18 protein-coding genes are annotated in these 16,455 nt (G+C 71.4%); 5 read left to right on the top strand and 13 right to left on the bottom strand.

Annotated features, from left to right (window positions below; genetic code table 11):
• Positions 1-28 precede the first annotated feature (28 nt).
• On the top strand, positions 29-1,624 hold the full coding sequence (locus SOM19_RS02760) for a molybdopterin-dependent oxidoreductase (protein ID WP_320485021.1): 1,596 nt from the start codon (positions 29-31) through the stop codon (positions 1,622-1,624).
• A gap of 67 nt (positions 1,625-1,691) precedes the next feature.
• Complete coding sequence (locus tag SOM19_RS02755) at positions 1,692-2,390, top strand: FadR/GntR family transcriptional regulator (protein WP_320485020.1); 699 nt, start codon at positions 1,692-1,694, stop codon at positions 2,388-2,390.
• Between the two features lie 43 nt (positions 2,391-2,433).
• Here SOM19_RS02755 and rocD read toward each other — a convergent pair whose 3' ends face one another.
• The 6 genes from rocD to SOM19_RS02725 form a co-directional block, all read right to left on the bottom strand.
• On the bottom strand, positions 2,434-3,660 hold the full coding sequence (gene rocD / locus SOM19_RS02750) for an ornithine--oxo-acid transaminase (RefSeq protein ID WP_320485019.1): 1,227 nt from the start codon (positions 3,658-3,660) through the stop codon (positions 2,434-2,436).
• 11 nt (positions 3,661-3,671) lie between these two features.
• Positions 3,672-4,565, bottom strand: coding sequence for a dimethylargininase (gene ddaH, locus SOM19_RS02745; protein WP_341850252.1), 894 nt, complete (start codon positions 4,563-4,565; stop codon positions 3,672-3,674).
• Between the two features lie 167 nt (positions 4,566-4,732).
• A complete protein-coding gene (locus SOM19_RS02740) occupies positions 4,733-4,948 on the bottom strand; it encodes a helix-turn-helix transcriptional regulator (protein WP_320485018.1) in 216 nt (71 codons plus the stop codon).
• Positions 4,948-5,382 (bottom strand): hypothetical protein, encoded by a 435-nt coding sequence (locus tag SOM19_RS02735; RefSeq protein ID WP_320485017.1) that lies wholly within the window; start codon positions 5,380-5,382, stop codon positions 4,948-4,950. Before SOM19_RS02735 ends, SOM19_RS02740 begins: the two co-directional genes overlap by 1 nt.
• A gap of 146 nt (positions 5,383-5,528) precedes the next feature.
• On the bottom strand, positions 5,529-6,203 hold the full coding sequence (locus tag SOM19_RS02730) for a hypothetical protein (RefSeq protein ID WP_320485016.1): 675 nt from the start codon (positions 6,201-6,203) through the stop codon (positions 5,529-5,531).
• A 204-nt stretch (positions 6,204-6,407) separates the two neighbouring features.
• The gene (locus tag SOM19_RS02725; RefSeq protein ID WP_320485015.1) at positions 6,408-6,968 is read right to left on the bottom strand and encodes a thioesterase family protein; all 561 of its coding nucleotides are present in this window, start codon (positions 6,966-6,968) and stop codon (positions 6,408-6,410) included.
• A gap of 121 nt (positions 6,969-7,089) precedes the next feature.
• Here SOM19_RS02725 and SOM19_RS02720 point away from each other — a divergent pair, with 121 nt between their 5' ends.
• A complete protein-coding gene (locus SOM19_RS02720) occupies positions 7,090-7,596 on the top strand; it encodes a GNAT family N-acetyltransferase (protein WP_320485014.1) in 507 nt (168 codons plus the stop codon).
• Positions 7,597-7,607: 11 nt separating this feature from the next.
• On the top strand, positions 7,608-8,375 hold the full coding sequence (locus SOM19_RS02715; RefSeq protein WP_320485013.1) for a coenzyme F420-0:L-glutamate ligase: 768 nt from the start codon (positions 7,608-7,610) through the stop codon (positions 8,373-8,375).
• 7 nt (positions 8,376-8,382) lie between these two features.
• On the opposite strand, the gene SOM19_RS02710 is transcribed toward SOM19_RS02715, so the two are convergent.
• From SOM19_RS02710 to SOM19_RS02685, 6 genes are all read right to left on the bottom strand, one after another.
• Complete coding sequence (locus SOM19_RS02710; protein ID WP_320485012.1) at positions 8,383-9,237, bottom strand: hypothetical protein; 855 nt, start codon at positions 9,235-9,237, stop codon at positions 8,383-8,385.
• Positions 9,234-9,938 (bottom strand): response regulator transcription factor, encoded by a 705-nt coding sequence (locus tag SOM19_RS02705; protein WP_320485011.1) that lies wholly within the window; start codon positions 9,936-9,938, stop codon positions 9,234-9,236. Before SOM19_RS02705 ends, SOM19_RS02710 begins: the two co-directional genes overlap by 4 nt.
• Positions 9,926-11,191: a sensor histidine kinase gene (locus tag SOM19_RS02700; protein WP_320485010.1), complete on the bottom strand. Its 1,266-nt coding sequence runs from the start codon at positions 11,189-11,191 to the stop codon at positions 9,926-9,928. Before SOM19_RS02700 ends, SOM19_RS02705 begins: the two co-directional genes overlap by 13 nt.
• A gap of 92 nt (positions 11,192-11,283) precedes the next feature.
• Entirely contained in the window at positions 11,284-12,558 is a 1,275-nt protein-coding gene (locus SOM19_RS02695) for a cytochrome b/b6 domain-containing protein (RefSeq protein WP_320485009.1), read from the bottom strand.
• 408 nt (positions 12,559-12,966) lie between these two features.
• The gene (locus SOM19_RS02690) at positions 12,967-13,932 is read right to left on the bottom strand and encodes an electron transfer flavoprotein subunit alpha/FixB family protein (protein ID WP_320485008.1); all 966 of its coding nucleotides are present in this window, start codon (positions 13,930-13,932) and stop codon (positions 12,967-12,969) included.
• An 11-nt stretch (positions 13,933-13,943) separates the two neighbouring features.
• Positions 13,944-14,720, bottom strand: a complete 777-nt coding sequence (locus SOM19_RS02685; RefSeq protein ID WP_320485007.1) for an electron transfer flavoprotein subunit beta/FixA family protein — start codon at positions 14,718-14,720, stop codon at positions 13,944-13,946.
• Positions 14,721-14,868: 148 nt separating this feature from the next.
• Between SOM19_RS02685 and SOM19_RS02680 the strand changes: the two genes are divergently transcribed.
• Positions 14,869-15,405: a MarR family winged helix-turn-helix transcriptional regulator gene (locus SOM19_RS02680; protein WP_320485006.1), complete on the top strand. Its 537-nt coding sequence runs from the start codon at positions 14,869-14,871 to the stop codon at positions 15,403-15,405.
• A 21-nt stretch (positions 15,406-15,426) separates the two neighbouring features.
• Here SOM19_RS02680 and SOM19_RS02675 read toward each other — a convergent pair whose 3' ends face one another.
• The gene (locus tag SOM19_RS02675) at positions 15,427-16,203 is read right to left on the bottom strand and encodes an enoyl-CoA hydratase (protein WP_320485005.1); all 777 of its coding nucleotides are present in this window, start codon (positions 16,201-16,203) and stop codon (positions 15,427-15,429) included.
• Positions 16,204-16,455: the final 252 nt, after the last annotated feature.

The following is a 16,455-nucleotide window of genomic DNA, read 5'->3' as shown; positions in this document are numbered from 1 at the left end:
GCCCGCGGGCGGACGTAGGCTCCCTTCCATGGCAGGACCGACGAAGGTCGACGCTGCGGCGGCGGGCGCGGGCGCGGCATCCGTCGTCCTCGGCGTGGGTCTCGGTGAGCTGAGCGCCGGGATCCTCGGCGTCGCCGGACCGATCACGGCCATGGGCGGCTGGCTCATCGATCTCGCTCCGGCGTGGGCGAAGGACACCGCGATCGCCCTGTTCGGCACCGCCGACAAGATCGCGCTCGTCGTCGGCATCGGCATCGTGCTCCTGCTCGCGGGAGCGGCCTGCGGCGTGCTCGAGGCGCGCCGTCCGCCGTGGGGGCGCGTGATCGTGCTCGTGGTCGGCGCCGTCGGCGCGGTGGTGTCGATGACGAGGGCGGAGGCCGGGCCGGTGTCGTGGCTGCCCTCCGCCATCGCGGGGATCACCGCCGCGCTCACGCTGTGGCTGCTGATCCGGATGCTGCGCCCCGCACTCGCCGCCGCGCCCCGGTCGAACGGAACCCGGTCGGCCGAACCGCCCCCCGCCCCCGCCGCCGCGCCCCCGGCGCCCGACGCCGGGCCCTCACCCAGCCGGCGCACCTTCCTGGTCTGGACAGGCGTAGCTGCGGCCGCCGGCATCCTCACCGCTGCTGCGGGCACCGCGATGCGGGCCGGGAGCACGGCGCTGGCGGCGATCAAGGCGGTGGTGCTCCCGACGCCGGCGGTGGCGGCCACGGCCGTCCCGGCGTCGGCCGAGCTCGGCATCCCGGGGCTCGCCACCGTCGTGACGCCCAACGAGAGCTTCTACCGCATCGACACCGCGCTCATCGTGCCGAGGATCGATCCCGCCGACTGGAGCCTGCGCATCCACGGGCTCGTCGAGAACGAGGTGACCGTCACGTGGGACGAGTTGCTCGCCCTGCCGCTCGAAGAGAGCCACACCACGCTCGCGTGCGTGTCGAACGAGGTGGGCGGCACGCTCATCGGCAACGCGCTGTGGCTCGGGTACCCGGTGCGGGAGCTGCTCGCCCGGGCGAAGCCCAGCGCGGAGGCCGACATGGTGCTCTCGCGGTCGATCGACGGGTTCACGGCATCCACCCCTCTCGAAGCCCTCACCGATGACCGCGCCGCCATCCTCGCCGTCGGGATGAACGGCGAGCCGCTGCCGCTCGAGCACGGGTTCCCGGCGCGCCTGGTCGTGCCCGGGCTGTACGGCTACGTCTCGGCCACGAAGTGGGTGACCGCGCTCGAGGTCACCCGGTTCGATCGGGCGAAGGGATACTGGACCGACCGGGGCTGGTCGGAACGCGGTCCGATCAAGCTGCAGTCGCGCATCGACGTGCCGCGCAAGGCGCAGGGGCTGAAGGCGGGCGAGACCGTGATCGCCGGGGTCGCGTGGCAGCAGCACGTGGGCGTGGCGCGGGTCGAGGTGCAGATCGATGAGGGCACCTGGGAGGACGCGACGCTGGCCACCGCGATCTCGGACGACACCTGGGTGCAGTGGAGCCTGCCGTGGACGGCGACCGCCGGAGATCACCTCATCCGCTGCCGGGCCACGAGCAGCAGCGGCGAAGTGCAGACCCCGGATCGCGCCTCCACTGCACCCGACGGCGCCACCGGGTGGCACGAACGGTTCGTGACCGTCTTCTGACCTCTCGCACACTGCCGGACACCTCTGACCGGTAGCATCCCGGGAGACTCACCCGACGGAGGCCTCTGTGGCGGATTCGCTGGAAGCGCTGGTCGCGCGCCTGCTGGCGCTCGCCACTGTCGACGAATCGGGCGCACGCCGGCTTCCTCCCGAACGGGTGCTCTGCGACGAGCTGGGCATGAGCCGGGGCGCACTGCGCGAGCAGTTCTCGGTGCTCGAGCGCCTCGGCTTCCTCCATCGCACGCAGGGTCGGGGCACCTACCTCGACACGCCCTCGTACGACTTCGTGCGCAGCTTCTTCGCGATCTCTCGATCGCTCGGGTACATCACCGACCAGCACGTCGCGGACTCCCGCGTCCTCGTCGAGGAGGCCGTCGCCGAGTCGGCTGCGCGCCGGGCGACCCCCGACCAGATCGCTGACCTGCGCGAGGCGCTCGAGCGAATGGCCGCCGGCGAAGAGGCTGGGGACGACAGCCTCATCCACCAGGCGGACGTCGACTTCCACCGGCGGCTGCTCGACATCGTCGACAACCCCGTGCTGCAGTTCCTGCGCGAAGGCCTGAGCCGCGCGCTGGACGACGACATGCGCGCTCGCCGTGACTTCGTCGAGCGCGGGCACTCGAGCCTCGATTTCGACCGCTCCCACGAGAACATCGTCGAAGCCATCGAGGCCCGCGATCCCGAGGCCGCGCGCCTCGGGATGCGGCGGCACTTCGGGATCACGGCGACGGATGCCACGGCCCCGGGGTTCGCCGGACACCCCTGAGACTGCTCGGCGAACGACCGTCCCGGCGGGCCCGATCGCCTGCTCAGCCGGCCAGCACGACCCGGAGCTGCTCCACGGCCCAGTCGAGCTCGGTGGCCCGGATGACGAGCGGCGGGGCGATGCGGATGGTCTGACCGTGGGTGTCCTTGACGAGCACCCCGCGGGCGATGAGCCGCTCGGCGATCTCACGGCCGGTGCCGTGCGCCGGGTCGATGTCGACGCCGGCCCAGAGACCGGCGATGCGCACAGAGGTGACCCCGTGTCCGACGAGCGAGTCCAGCCGCGCCTCGAGGTGTTCGCCGAGCGCTTTCGCCCGGGTCTGGAACTCTCCGCTCTGGAGCATCTCGACCACGCGCAGCCCGACGGCGGCCGCGAGCGGGTTGCCGCCGAACGTCGAGCCGTGCTCGCCGGGACGGATGACTCCGAGCACGTCGCGGTCGGCGACGACGGCGGAGAGGGGCAGGATGCCGCCGCCCAGCGCCTTGCCGAGCAGGTACATGTCGGGGACGACGCCCTCGCGGTCGCACGCGAACGTCTCGCCCACGCGGCCGAGCCCGGACTGGATCTCGTCGGCGATGAAGAGCACGTTGTGGCGAGTGCAGATCTCGCGCACCGCGCGGAGGTATCCCTCCGGCGGCAGCACGACGCCGGCCTCGCCCTGGATGGGCTCGATCAGCACCGCGGCGGTGGATGGCGTGATCGCGGCCTCGATCGCCGCGGCATCGCCGAACGGCACGTGCACGAACCCGGGGGCGAACGGGCCGAAGTCATTGCGCGCATCGGGGTCGTCGCTGAAGCCCACGATCGTGGTGGTGCGGCCGTGGAAGTTGCCGTGGGCGACGACGACGGTCGCGGCATCCGGTGCGATGCCCTTCACGCGGTAGCCCCAGGCACGTGCCACCTTGATGCCGGTCTCGACGGCCTCGGCGCCCGTGTTCATGGGCAGCACCAGCTCCTTGCCGCAGAGCTCGGCGAGCGCGGCCGCGAAGGGGCCGAGCCGGTCGTTGTGGTACGCGCGGCTGGTGAGCGTCAGACGGTTCAGCTGCTCCTGCGCGGCGGCGAGGATGGCGGGATGCCCGTGCCCGAAGTTGAGCGCCGAGTACGCCGACAGGAGGTCGAGGTAGCGCTTGCCCTCGACGTCGGTCACCCACGCGCCCTCGCCGCGGGAGATCACCACGGGCAGCGGGTGATAGTTGTGCGCGACGTGCTCGTCCTCGTCTGCGATGATGCGCGCCATCGCGGTGTCGACGGATGCCTGGATCGAAGTCATCTCCGTGCCTTTCAGCGCCGCAGCTCGAGGGTGCAGCACTTGATGCCGCCGCCGCCGAGCAGCAGCTCGGAGAGGTCCACGAGGACCGGGTTGTAGCCGCGCTCGCGCAGCTGGGCCTCGAAGCCCTTCGCGCGCGGGGAGATGATGACGTTCAGGCCGTCGCTCGCCGAGTTGAGGCCGAAGACGGCTCCGTCCTCGTCAGACACGAGGATCGCGTCGGGGTAGCGCTCGGCCAGGATCCGCCGGCTCTGCTCGTCGAACGCGCCCGGGAGGTAGGCGATGTTCGCCTTCTCGACGCCGCCCGGGCCCTCGACCGGGTCGAGCACCGAGATCGCGGTGTCGAGGTGGTAGAAGCGCGGGTCGACGAGGTTGAGGCTCACGACCTCCTTGCCGAACACTTCGTTGAGCTCACGGTGGCTGTCGCCGGTGGAGCGGAAGCCGGTGCCCGCGAGGATCGTGTCGCCGACGAGCAGGAAGTCGCCCTCGCCCTCGTTGACCTCGACGGGCCTGGCGACCTCGAAGCCGTTGTCGCCGAACCAGTCCATGAACGCCGGACCCTCGGGCACGCGCTGCTCGAAGCGGAACTTCGCGCCGTACGCCACGTTCCCGATCACGAAGCCGCCGTTGGCGGTGTAGACCATGTCGGGCAGGCCGTCGATGGGATCGATCAGCTGCACGTCGTGGCCGAGCGCGATGTAAGTGTCGTAGAGCGTCTGCCACTGCGCGACGGCTTTGGCCGTGTCGGTCGGGTTGGCGGGCTCCATCCACGGGTTGATCGTGTAGCTCACCGTGAAGTGCTCGGGCCGGCACATCAGGTAGCTGCGGTGCTGCTGGATCCGGGATCCGGATGCCGCGACCTCGGTCGTGGAGCCGGTCGAAGCGGGCGCGGTGTTCTGCGTGGACATCTTGCTCCTTGCGAAGGGGCGGCGGACGCTGTCCAGGGGCCCGGCGGAGCTGCGGAAGCCGACGACTCGGGCACGCCGCATCCATTGTCTCATGAGACCTGGGAGCCGCCTGGGATCAGGACCACGAGCTTTCCCACGACGTGGCGTCGCGCGGGCGCTTGGTCATGTCATGCCTCCGGGTAGTGGAAGAGGTCGTCGAGGCCCATGCGGAACACGCGGGAGATCTGGAAGGCGAGTTCGAGAGAGGGCGAGTACCGGCCCTGCTCGATCGCGATGAGCGTCTGACGGGTGACGCCGACCTGCTTCGCGAGCTCGGCCTGGGTGAGCCCGGCGGCTTCGCGCTGCGTGCGGATCGAGTTCGTGACCCTGGTGGGCTTGACCATCAGACCAGCCCACGCCGGTACGCGATGACGCTCGCGACGCCGCCCACCAGCGCCGAGGCGGCGAAGCCGTAGAACATCGTGTTGGCGATCCAGAACCAGTCCAGCTCGAAGGCGCACTCGACGATGACGCCGAGCCCTGCGATCACGAGGAACGCCTGCCCGACCCGGTCTCCCATGCGGCTGATGTCGCGGTCGCGCTGGTCGGACGTGCCGACGCCGTCGGGGTCTCGCATCCCCGCGAGTATGCCCCACACGATGCTGAGCACGATCGCGCCGACGATGCTCGCGCCGATCGTCCAGAGCATGATCGGCACCCAGTCCACGTCGGCCACCGATCCGCCCGCCGCCTGCTGCAGCACGATCACCGTGTACACCGACATGCCGATCCCGCTCGCGATGAGGCTCGCCCAGATGTTGCGCTCTTGGTAGGCCACGTCGTCCTCCGGTGTCTAGAATGTTTGACATACCGAGCGTACGCAGGTCGCGGCATCCGTGTCAACTATTCTTTACATCGGCTCGCGAGCGCCCGCGGGCGCGACGATGCCCCGGGCGCGGAATCCGCCCGGGGCGCCGTCGGCTCTCAGACGCGGTCGGTGCGGGGGCGGAGCTGGGGCGCCGTGTCGTCGACGCCGTCGCCGTTCTGGTCGGGCGCCGGGTCGCGGTACACCCGCTCCTCGGCGGAGGTCGTCTGCGGCACGTCGCCGTCAGCCGGGTCGCGGCGCACGCCGGCGTCCGTCTTGCTCCACGCGTCGCCATCCGAGGTGCTGCGGACGTCGGCGTCCGCGGCGCTCCGGCGCAGGCCGGGGTCGCCGGTGTCGCGTCGGCCGTCGGCGTCTGCCGCAGCAGCGGGGACGGCATCCGCTCGCTCGTTCCCGACGAAGGGATCGACCTCGTCGGCCTTGCGCAGCTTCTCGGCCTGCTCGGCGCGGTATCGGCTGGCGTCGGCCTCGTGCTCGTCGATCGCGCCGACGTGCCGGTCGGCGTCGATCGACGCCTGCGCGGCGCGGGCCTTGGCCTGCTCGGCGGCAGCGGCGGCCGATGCCGCATCCGCGCGGGACTGGGCGACCTGCGCCTCGTGCTCGCGCGCCGCCATCTCCGACTCCCGGGCGTTCGCGCGAAGTTCCTCGGCCTTGTCGTGCTGCGCCGCAGCCCGCTTCTCGCGACGCCCTCGGGCGGTCACCAGCAGCACGACGACGACGATGAGCGCGACCGCGATGACGCCCACGATGATCCAGATCAGCACAGCGGTATCCATGTGATCACTCCCTCCTCCGTGCGCCGGCGGGGGGTGCCGGGCCGCACACACTGCAGGAAACCGCATCGGATGCCGCGCGGCCAAGCCCTTGCGCGCGGCCCGAGTGTCGAGTAGTCGCCTCCGCAGCCGCGGAATTCTGCGGCTCGCAGGTTGACGCACCGCCGAAGCCGCTGCCTCTCGAGGGGCTCCGGGCGGGCGGCTGCCCTAGTTCCAGACGCTCGGCGCCTCCGCGCGTGTGGGCGGCAGAGCGGATGCCGCGGCCCAGTCGTGCACCCAGGCGTCGACCTCGGGAATGCCCTCCGGGTATCCCACGGCGCCGAACAGCTCCTCGTGCGACAGGGTGCCGCCGCTGCGCTTCATCATGCGCGCCCGCACGATGACGCGGGCGTACATCTCGCCGTCGACGACGGCACGGTGCTCGAGGTAGACGGCCTTGTCGTCATGGCCGATCATGCGCGACTCGACGTCGAATCGCTGCCAGAGCTCGAGGGACTTGCGGAACGTGACAGTCTCGCTCGAGACGACGGCGTACCAGCCCCGAGTCCGCATGACGTCCCACAGCCCGGTCCGAACCAGCAGATCCCAGCGGCCGAGGTCGAACAGCGACAGATACCGGCCGTTGTTCATGTGCATCAGGATGTCGATGTCGGTGGGCAGCGTGGTCAGCCGGATGCGTCCGACCCCGGTCGGACCGAGACGCCCTTCGCGCCGAACGCGACGCCGCGCGCCGAGCATGACCAGCAGGGTCCGCCAAATCACGTTCACGACGGCGATGGTAGCTATCGTCAGCGCCCCCGGCGAATCCGTTGTGACATGCCCATAACCGGGGCGACGGCATCCGTCCGGTCGATTTCGCGTCGCGGAAGGGCGAGCGTAGAGTCTGGCCATGGAAGCCGAACTCCAGACCGACATCGTCGTCCGTCCGGTGCGGGACGTGGATGCAGAGGCCCTGGGCCGTGTGCACGCGACCGCCTGGCATGAGACGTACGACCACCTCATCAGCAAGGCCGCTCTCGAGGCCGTGTCGCCACGTCGCCTCGCCGAGCTCTGGACCCACTGGGCCGCCCAGGGTCCCGACTTCAAGATGTACGCCGCCCTGGTGAACGGCGAGATCGTCGGTTTCGCGGGTTCCGGCCCGGCACGAGACAAGGACGCACCTCGCTTCCGGGAGCTCTACTTCATCTACCTGCTCGACGCGCAGCACGGCACGGGGATCGGCCAGCGGCTGTTCGACGCCGTCGTCGAGGCCGATGAGCCGCTGTATCTCTGGGTCGCCGACGACAACCCCCGAGCACACCGCTTCTACACGCGCAACGGGTTCACGCTCGACGGCGCCTCGCACACCGAGCCGTTCCTGGGTGAGACGCTCACCGAGGTCCGCTTCGTCCGCTGACCCCTCCCGACGTGCTGCAGGTCTGGCCCCTCGACGGGATCCCCGAGATCACGCCGGGGGATGACCTCGTCGCGATGATCGCGGATGCCGCGGCAGTCGACCTCGCGGACGGCGACATCGTCGTGGTGACGTCGAAGATCGTCTCGAAGGCCGAAGGGCGCATCGTCGCGGCCGATGATCGCGAGGACGCCATCACGGCGGAGACCGTGCGGATCGTGGCATCCCGTCCCACGCCGAACGGCGGCACGACGCGCATCGTGCAGAACCGGCTCGGCATGGTGTCGGCCGCGGCCGGCGTCGACGCCTCGAACACCCCCGAGGGGACGATCCTCCTGCTGCCGGAAAACCCGGACCTGTCCGCGCGCCTCATCGCCGGCGGCCTGCGCGAGCGCCTGGGGGTCGACGTGGGCGTGATCGTCTCCGACACGCTCGGCCGTGCCTGGCGCGAGGGCCAGACCGATCATGCGATCGGAGCCGCAGGCGTGCACGTGTTCGAGGACTACCGCGGGGGGACGGATGCCGAGGGCCGCGCTCTCGTGGTCACCATGCCGTGCGTCGCGGACGAGCTCGCCGCCGCGGCCGATCTCGTGAAGGGCAAGACCTCCCGCCTCCCGGTCGCGGTCGTGCGCGGACGCGCCGACCTCGTGGGATCCCTGGATCTTCCCGGGGCCCGCTCGATCGTCCGCCCTCTCGAGCGGGACATGTTCCGCCTCGGCGCCGACGAGGCCTACGCCGAGGGATTCGCGGCGGGCGCCGCCTCCGCCTCCCCCGGCGACTAGCCTCTTCTCACTCGACGCGCAGCGTCGCCTGGCCGGCGGAGAGCTCCACCCGGATGGTGCTCCGCGCTCCGGGTGACGACGGCACGGTGCTCTCGAAGTCGCCGGCGGATACGTCCGACGTCACGTCGTAGGAGCCGTCCGGGACGGTGAGCTGCAGTCGGCCGGCACTGACATCGGCCACGATCGCACCCGGCTGCGAGCCCGAGAGCTGGGCGTCCAGCGATCCTGCGCTGACGCTGAGCGAGACGTCGTCGACGTCGGCGAGCTCCAGTTCGGCGCTCCCGGCGCTGACCTGCGCATCGAGGTCGGTCGCGGCCCCGATGACCACGGCTCGTCCGGCGCCGAGGTCGAGGCCGAGCTCGCCGAACTCGCCCTCGGCGCGCAGGTCGCCCGCGGCCAGGGTCAGGTCCGCATCGGCCCCTTCGACGGCACGCGGCAGGCGCAGCACGGCGTCTCCGCTTCCGCCGAAGAGCCAGCCGCCGGCGAAGAAGCCCTGCGGCGACGACACGACCAAGGTGTCGCCCTCTTGCGAGAGCACCCACCGGTCGGTGCCCCACGCGCTCGTGACCTCGAGCTCCGCCTCGGCCACGTCCGCGAACTGCAGGCGCAGCGATCCGGAGGCGACGTCGACATCGAGCTGCGTCACCCCGTCGACCGGCACCGAGCGCGAGGAGGTGTGGACGGATGCCGCGGCGATGGTGGCCACCACGGCGGAGGTGAGCGCGCCGAGCACGACGAGCGAGCCGAACACGATCACCAGGATCGCGATCACCCGGGATGCCCCCGTCGAGGGGCCCGCCCCCGACGGCGGCGGACCGGAGGGGGCCGGGGGTGCGGGAGGCGGCGTCACTGTGGAGGTCATCGGTTCGTTCCTGCCTGCGGCGAGATGCCGCCTGAGTCGGAGGGCGGCCGGGGAGTGCCGTGCTCGAGGTGGGCGAGCGCGGCCAGCACCCGGCGGTTGCCGGATTCGTCGGGCTCGAGCCCGAGCTTCTGGAAGACGGCGGTGATGTGCTTCTCGACGCTCCCCTCCGTCACGTGGAGGGTGCGGGCGATCGACTGGTTCGAGCGCCCTTCGGCGATGAGTGCGAGCACCGAGGACTCGCGGTCGGTGAGGCGCAGCATCCGCTCATCTCGCGTGCGGCGGCTGAGCAGCTGCGCGACGACCTCGGGGTCGAGGACGGTGGCGCCGTTGCCGATGCGCTCGATCGTCTCGAGGAACTCGGCGACGTCGGCGACCCGGTCCTTGAGGAGATAGCCGAGCGCTCCCCCCTTCGCCGTGACGAGGTCGGCGGCGTAGCGCTCCTCGACGTACTGCGACAGCACGAGCACGGCGAGCTGCGGCAGCCGGGCGCGCAGCGCGAGAGCGGCCCGGATCCCCTCGTCGGTCCAGGTCGGCGGGAGCCGGACGTCGATGATGCAGAGTTCGGGCGCGCGGGCATCGACCATTTCGTCGAGCCGGCCCGCGTCCGCGAGCCCCGCGACGACCTCGTGCCCCGCGTCCTCGAGGACGCGGACGAGCCCCTCGCGCAGCAGCGCCGAGTCCTCGCAGATCAGGATCCGCACGGCAGGGTCACCTCCACGGAGGTCGGTCCGCCGGCCGGGCTGTCGATGCGCGCTTCGCCGCCGGCGGCCAGGATGCGGTTGACGATCCCGTCGAGTCCGCCCCCGGCGATGATCCGGGCGCCGCCGACGCCGTCGTCCTCGACCCGTGCCCAGAGCACGCCGGCGTCGCGGCGGCGTACGACGACACGGACCTCGGTCGCGCGGGCGTGCTTCGCGGCGTTGGTGAGGGCCTCGGCGATCGCGAAGTACGCGGCGGCCTCGGCATCCCGGCTGCAGCGGCCGTCGAGACGCACGTCGAGGTGCACCGGCACGACCGAGCGCCCGGCGAGCGCCGAGAGCGCCGCGTCGAGCCCACGGTCGTCGAGCACCGACGTGTGGATGCCGCGCGCCAGCTGTCGCAGCTCGGTGATGGCCGCCTTCGTCGAGGTGTGCGCCTCGGAGATCAGCGCCTTGGCGGCCTCCGGGTCGGCGTCGATCTTCTGCTGGGCGAGGCCGAGCGTCATGCCGACGGACACCAGGCGCGGCTGCACGCCGTCGTGGAGGTCGCGCTCGATGCGGGTGCGCTCGACGTCTGCGGCGCGGACGGCACCGGCGTGCTGCGCGCTCGAGGTGCGCGCAGCCTCGGCGAGCTGCGCCTCCTGCGAGGGCACGAGGACGGCGCGGGTCAGCGTGCCGTGCAGGATGGCGAGGCCCACGATGGCCGCGAGTGCGACGAGCGCCGACACCACACCGACCGGAACCGCCCAGGCCAGCGGGACGTAGATGCCCGTGCGGGCCAGCGGGATCGCGTTGCCGTCGGCGAAGAGCGGGGCGAAGGACAGCACCACACCCGAGGCGAACACGCTCACCAGCAGCACGACGATCCATCCGAGGATGGTCGCGATGGCGAAGCTCGCGACGCCGCGCCAGCTCCACGGGTCGGTGAGCTGCATCCACAGGGTGCGCAGGAAGCCGCCGAAGCCGGGGCGGCCGCTCGTCCGCAGGCGGCGCAGGGGCAGGCCGAAGCCGTAGAGCCCGTCGACCCGGGCGGTCTCGAACCAGCCGACGCCGTAGATCATGTAGACGACCGCGAGCAGGAAGAGGATGCCGATGCCGAGCACCGGCAGGAGGCCCACGCCGAGTCCGAGGAAGGTGATGAGGAGCGTGAAGACGACGGGTCCGATGACTCCGAGCGCCGCGAGATGGGCGATCGCCGCAGTGACGCGCGCCGGAGCGACCACCGAAGGGACGGGCGCAGCAGGAGGAGAGCTCATATCCCCACGGTAGGGCGCAGGGCCGCCGAGCGCTCCCGAGCCAGCCAGAGGATCCGGTTCGGGTTATCCCCCGGTCCGCGGTCGACGCGCTCTCAGCGCCCGGAGACCTTGCCGAACAGGCGGGCGATCGGAGCGAGGATGAGCGGCCGGGCGGCCACCCACGCGCCGACGATGACCAGCATCGACACGGCGAAGATCCAGAACCCGGTCCAGTTCATCGCGTAGGCATCCGGGTCCACCGAGCCCTGTGCGGCGTACATGTGGTTGAGGTTGCGCAGCGCCCCGGTGGCGAACACGAGCACGACGTGCACGAAGATGAACGCGACGAAGTACAGCATCACCGGGAAGTGCACCGCCCGCGCCCACTCGACCGGGTACGCCCGGTTCAGCGCCTTGGCGTCCTTCGGCCAGATGCCGCTCATCCGGACGCCCGTGACGATGGCGAGCGGTGCGGCGACGAACACGGTGGCGAAGTACGCGAGCTGCTGCAGCGCGTTGTAGTTGACCCAGCCGTTCTCCGTCGGCCACTCCAGCGACACGTACTGCAGCGCCGCGCTGAGCGCGTTCGGGAACACCTCCCACGAGGTCGGCACGATTCGCATCCACTGCCCGCTGACGATGAGGAGCACGACGAAGATCACGCCGTTGACGATCCACAGGATGTCGAGCGACTGGTGGAACCACAGGTTCAGGCTGATCTTGCGGCGGCCGTTGGTGCGCGGCGACCAGAAGACGGTGGGCCGCTTCTCGGTGCGCACCTGAAGGCCCGACCGGATGATGAGCACCATCAGGAAGACGTTGAAGAAGTGCTGCCACCCGAGCCACGCCGGGAACCCCACGGGCGCACCCTCGGGCAGGTGGTACTCACCCGGATACATCGCCAGCCACTCCTGCATCGGCTCGAGGCTCAGCAGCCACCGCACGGCGAAGACGGCCATGAGGCCCGCATACAGCAGTGCGCCGCCACCGACGATGATCGCGCCGGCCCATTGCAGCCGCGTGAACGGCCCGATCCGCTTCGGCTCCGGACGGGGCACCGGGCGCGAACGGGCCGCGCCGGGCCACACCGTCCGGGTGAACGGCAGAGGCGTCGACACGTCGAAGGCGGGGGCGACGGATGCCGCGACCGCTGTCGTCGGCACCGCAGCGGCCGCCGGCGCCTCGGCCGGGGATGCCTCGGCCGGGCGAGCAATGACAGCGGCCTCGGGAGCAGGGATCGGCGTCGGTGCGGTGAGGAGTCCGGGCGGCGGCCAGGGCTCGCCCCCGGGCGTGCGGGGCAGCCCGCGCCGGATCGCGGGAGCGCCGTCGCCGGTCGCGGCCGGCGCCGCGGCTGCCGCTGCGGGCGCGGCCTGCTGCACCGCCGTCACAGCCGACGGTGCCTCGGGCGCGGATTCGACCGGAAGCGACTGCGGAACGGCGGCTGCCGCTGCCGGCGCGATCGCGGCAGCGGGTGCGGCCGCAGAAGCGGCGGGGGGCCACGGCTCGCCGCCGGGGGTGCGCGGCAGCCCGCGACGGAGCGGCTTCGTGGGTGCGGCGGGGGGCGTTGCGTCTGGCTCCGCTCGCTCAACGACCGGGGAAGTCGCCTCTTCGACCGGAGAGGCGGGCGCCGTGGGCGTTTCGTCTCGCTCCGCTCGCTCAACGACCGGGGAAGTCGCCTCTCCGACCGGGGAGGTCTCCTCTTCGACCGGCGCCTCTCCGGCGGCGGGCCAGGGCTCTCCACCGGGGCGCCGCGGCAGCCCGCGGCGGATCGTCGCTCCGAAGGTCGCCACGCCCGGTTACGCCTTCTTGGCCTCGAGCGCCGCGATGAGCTGCGGCACCACGGTGAACAGGTCTCCGACGACGCCGAAGTCCGCGATCTCGAAGATCGGGGCATCCGCGTCCTTGTTGATCGCGACGATCGTCTTGGCGGTCTGCATGCCCGCCTTGTGCTGGATCGCGCCCGAGATGCCGAGCGCGACGTACAGCTGCGGAGCGACCGAGACGCCGGTCTGGCCGACCTGATAGGACTGCGGCACGTAGCCGGCGTCGACCGCGGCCCGTGAGGCGCCCACCGCCGCGCCCAGGGCATCGGCGAGCTGGTCGACGAGCGCGAACTTCTCGCCGGATCCGAGGCCTCGCCCGCCCGAGACGACCTTCGCGGCGCCGCGCAGTTCAGGACGGGTCGACGACACGACGGCCTCATCGACGGAGGCGACGGTCGCGGCCTTGCGCCCGGAGGCGGTCACGGCGAGCACCTCGACCTCGGGTGAGGCGACGGCCTCGGCGCGGGCGTCGACGGCACCCTGGCGGATGGTGATCACGGGGGCGCCCCACGTGACCGCGGAGTCGACGTTGTACGCGCCGCCGTAGACCGAGTGATGGGCGACGACGCCTTCCGCGTCGCGCGAGACGCCGACGGCATCGACCTCGATGCCGGAGCGCGTGCGCGCGGCGAAGCGGCCCGCGGCCTCGCGGCCGTCGATGGAGTGCGACGCCAGCACGGCGTCGGGGCGGACGAGGTCGGCGGCGGCGGCGAGCGCGTCGACGACCGGCACGATCAGTCCGTCGCCGGGTGCGGCGATGAGGACGGATGCCGCACCGAGGGCCGCGGCATCCGCTGCCAGCTTCTCGTCTCCGACGATCAGCGCGATCGGCGTGCCGACCGAGGCGGCCGCGCCCAGCAGGCCTGCGGACGACTTGGCCAGTGCGCCGGACGGAGTCACATCGAGGAGGACCAGGATCGAGTCATCGGGGTACGTCATGTCAGCCATTCCTAGGCGAGCCGGTTCTGGATGAGGAACTCGGCGAGCTTCTCGCCGGCGTCGCCCTCGTCGACGATCTTCACGCCCGCCTCGCGCGGCGGCTTCTCGCTCAGCCCGATCACGATGGAGTGCGAGGACCGGGGGTCGTGGGCCTCGATGCCCAGGTCCTCGAGCGAGAGCGTCTCGAACGGCTTCTTCTTCGCCGCCATGATGCCCTTGAAGTTGGGGAAGCGCGCGTCGGGAAGGGCCTCGGTGATCGAGACCAGGGCGGGCAGCTCGGCCGACACCTGGGCGGTCGCGCCCTCGGTCGCACGCACGCCCGACACGGCCCCGTCGCCGATGTCGATCGAGGAGAGCGAGGTGGCGGCGGGCACGTCGAGCAGCTCCGCGACCATGGCGGGCACGACTCCGCCCGACCCGTCGGTGGACTGGTTCCCGGCGATCACCAGGTCGAACCCGGTGCGTGCGAGGGCGGCCGCGATCACCTGCGCCGTGAGGCCCATGTCGGCGCCGAGCAGCGAGTCGTCGATGACCTGCACCGCCGAGGCAGCGCCCATCGCGAGCCCCTTGCGCACGGTGGGCGACGCGGACTCCGGCCCGACCGACAGCACCACCACCTCGGTGCCGGCGTTCTTGTCGGCGTACGACAGTGCGACCTCGAGGGCGCGTTCGCCGATCTCGTCGAGCACCGACTCGCTCGCCGCGCGGTCGGCGAGACCGGTCTCGAGATTCAGCTTGCGATCCCCGTACGTATCCGGGACTTCCTTGACCAGGACGACGATCTTCATTGCCATCTCCTCACGCTGGCCACGAGTCTAGGCCGCGCCCGGGTCTCCGCCCAATCGGCGGAGGCCCGCCCAGGACCGGCCGAAAAGCGCCCGTCGGCACCCGGCGCGGGGCGGGGCAGCCGCTACGGTGAGAACCAGGAGGTTCACCGTGTCAGCGACCCGACGACTCCCCATCGATCCGATCGCCGAAGCCAAACGGCAGTGGATCGACCACGGGTGGGAGCCCGCCGCCGCCGGCATGACCGCGGTCACATCGGTCATCCGCGCGCAGCAGCTCATGTTCGCCCGCATCGATGCGACGCTCAAGCCGTTCGGCCTGTCGTTCGCCCGCTACGAGATGCTCCGGCTCCTCGCCTTCACGAGGGCGGGACGGATGCCGATGGCCAGCGCGATCGCGCGACTCCAGGTGCACCCGACGAGCGTCACGAACACCGTCGACCGTCTGGCCCGCGACGGCCTGGTCTCCCGCGAGCCCCACCCGATCGACGGCCGTGCGGCGATGCTCGTGCTGACGGATGCCGGTCGCGATCTGGTCGAGGACGCCACCGACGCGCTCAACGAAGGCGTGTTCGAGAGCGTGGGACTCACGGACGAGGACACCGCCGAGCTGGTGCGGATCATCGCGCGGTTCCGCAAGGACGCCGGCGACTTCACCGACCCGCGGCCGCAGCCCGACCCGCTCTGAACGATCCGGGGGACGAACCTCTCAGCGGTTCGTGAACCCCGGGGCACGCTTCTCCCGGAAGGCCGCCATGCCCTCCTTCTGGTCGGCCGTGTCGAACAGGCTGGCGAAGACGTGGCGCTCGAGCCGCAGGCCCTCGGCGAGCGGCACCTCCATCGCCGCGTCGAGCGTCGCTTTCGCGGCGTACAGCGAGGGCAGCGACTTGGACGCGATCGCCTCGGCCGTCCTGCCGGCCTCGGCCAGGAGGTCGGCGGTGGGCACGACGCGCGAGACGAGTCCCGACCGCTCGGCCTCCGCGGCATCCATCATCCGGCCCGACAGGATGAGGTCGGCGGCCTTGTAATACCCGACGGCGCGAATGAGCCGCTGCGATCCGCCCATGCCCGGGATGACGCCGAGGTTGATCTCGGGCTGCCCGAACTTGGCCGACTCGGCGGCGAGGATGATGTCGCACATCATCGCCAGCTCGCAGCCGCCCCCGAGTGCGTACCCCGACACCGCCGCGATCACGGGGGTGCGGACGCCGGCGAACTGCGCCCAGCCGCCGAAGTGGTCGCCCATCAGGATCTCGAGGCCGGACTTGGCCTCCATCTCCTTGATGTCCGCACCGGCCGCGAACGCCTTCTCCGAGCCGGTGAGCACGATGGCGCCAATCCCCTCGTCGGCGTCGAGAGCGGATGCCGCGGCCACCACGTCACGCATGACCTGGGTGTTCAGCGCGTTCAGCGCCTCGGGCCTGTTGAGCGTGATCCAGCCCACCCGGCCACGGGTCTCGACCAGGATCGTCTCGTACTCGGTCATCGGGAGCTCCCACCTTCGGCGTCGTCGCAGCACCTCGATCGTAGGCGCGACGGCACGTCGGTTCGGCACATGGGTGTTCCTCCCCATGGGAAGCGTGTGCCCGTTCGGTTAGCCTCGACTCGCCGGGCACGTTCCGGCCCCACCGACGAAGGGAATGATCATGGCGGATTTCAAGGCGTCTTACGGCGAGATGGAAGCGATGTCGGGCAAGCTCGACTCCGGTCGTGAGGAGATCGGCGATGTGCTGCGTCG

Origin of the sequence: Microbacterium sp. CFBP9034, assembly GCF_034045255.1 — a bacterium.
Classification (GTDB): Bacteria; Actinomycetota; Actinomycetes; order Actinomycetales; family Microbacteriaceae; genus Microbacterium.
Note: the sequence above shows the minus strand (reverse complement) of the source record. Positions and strands in the feature narration are given on the sequence as shown.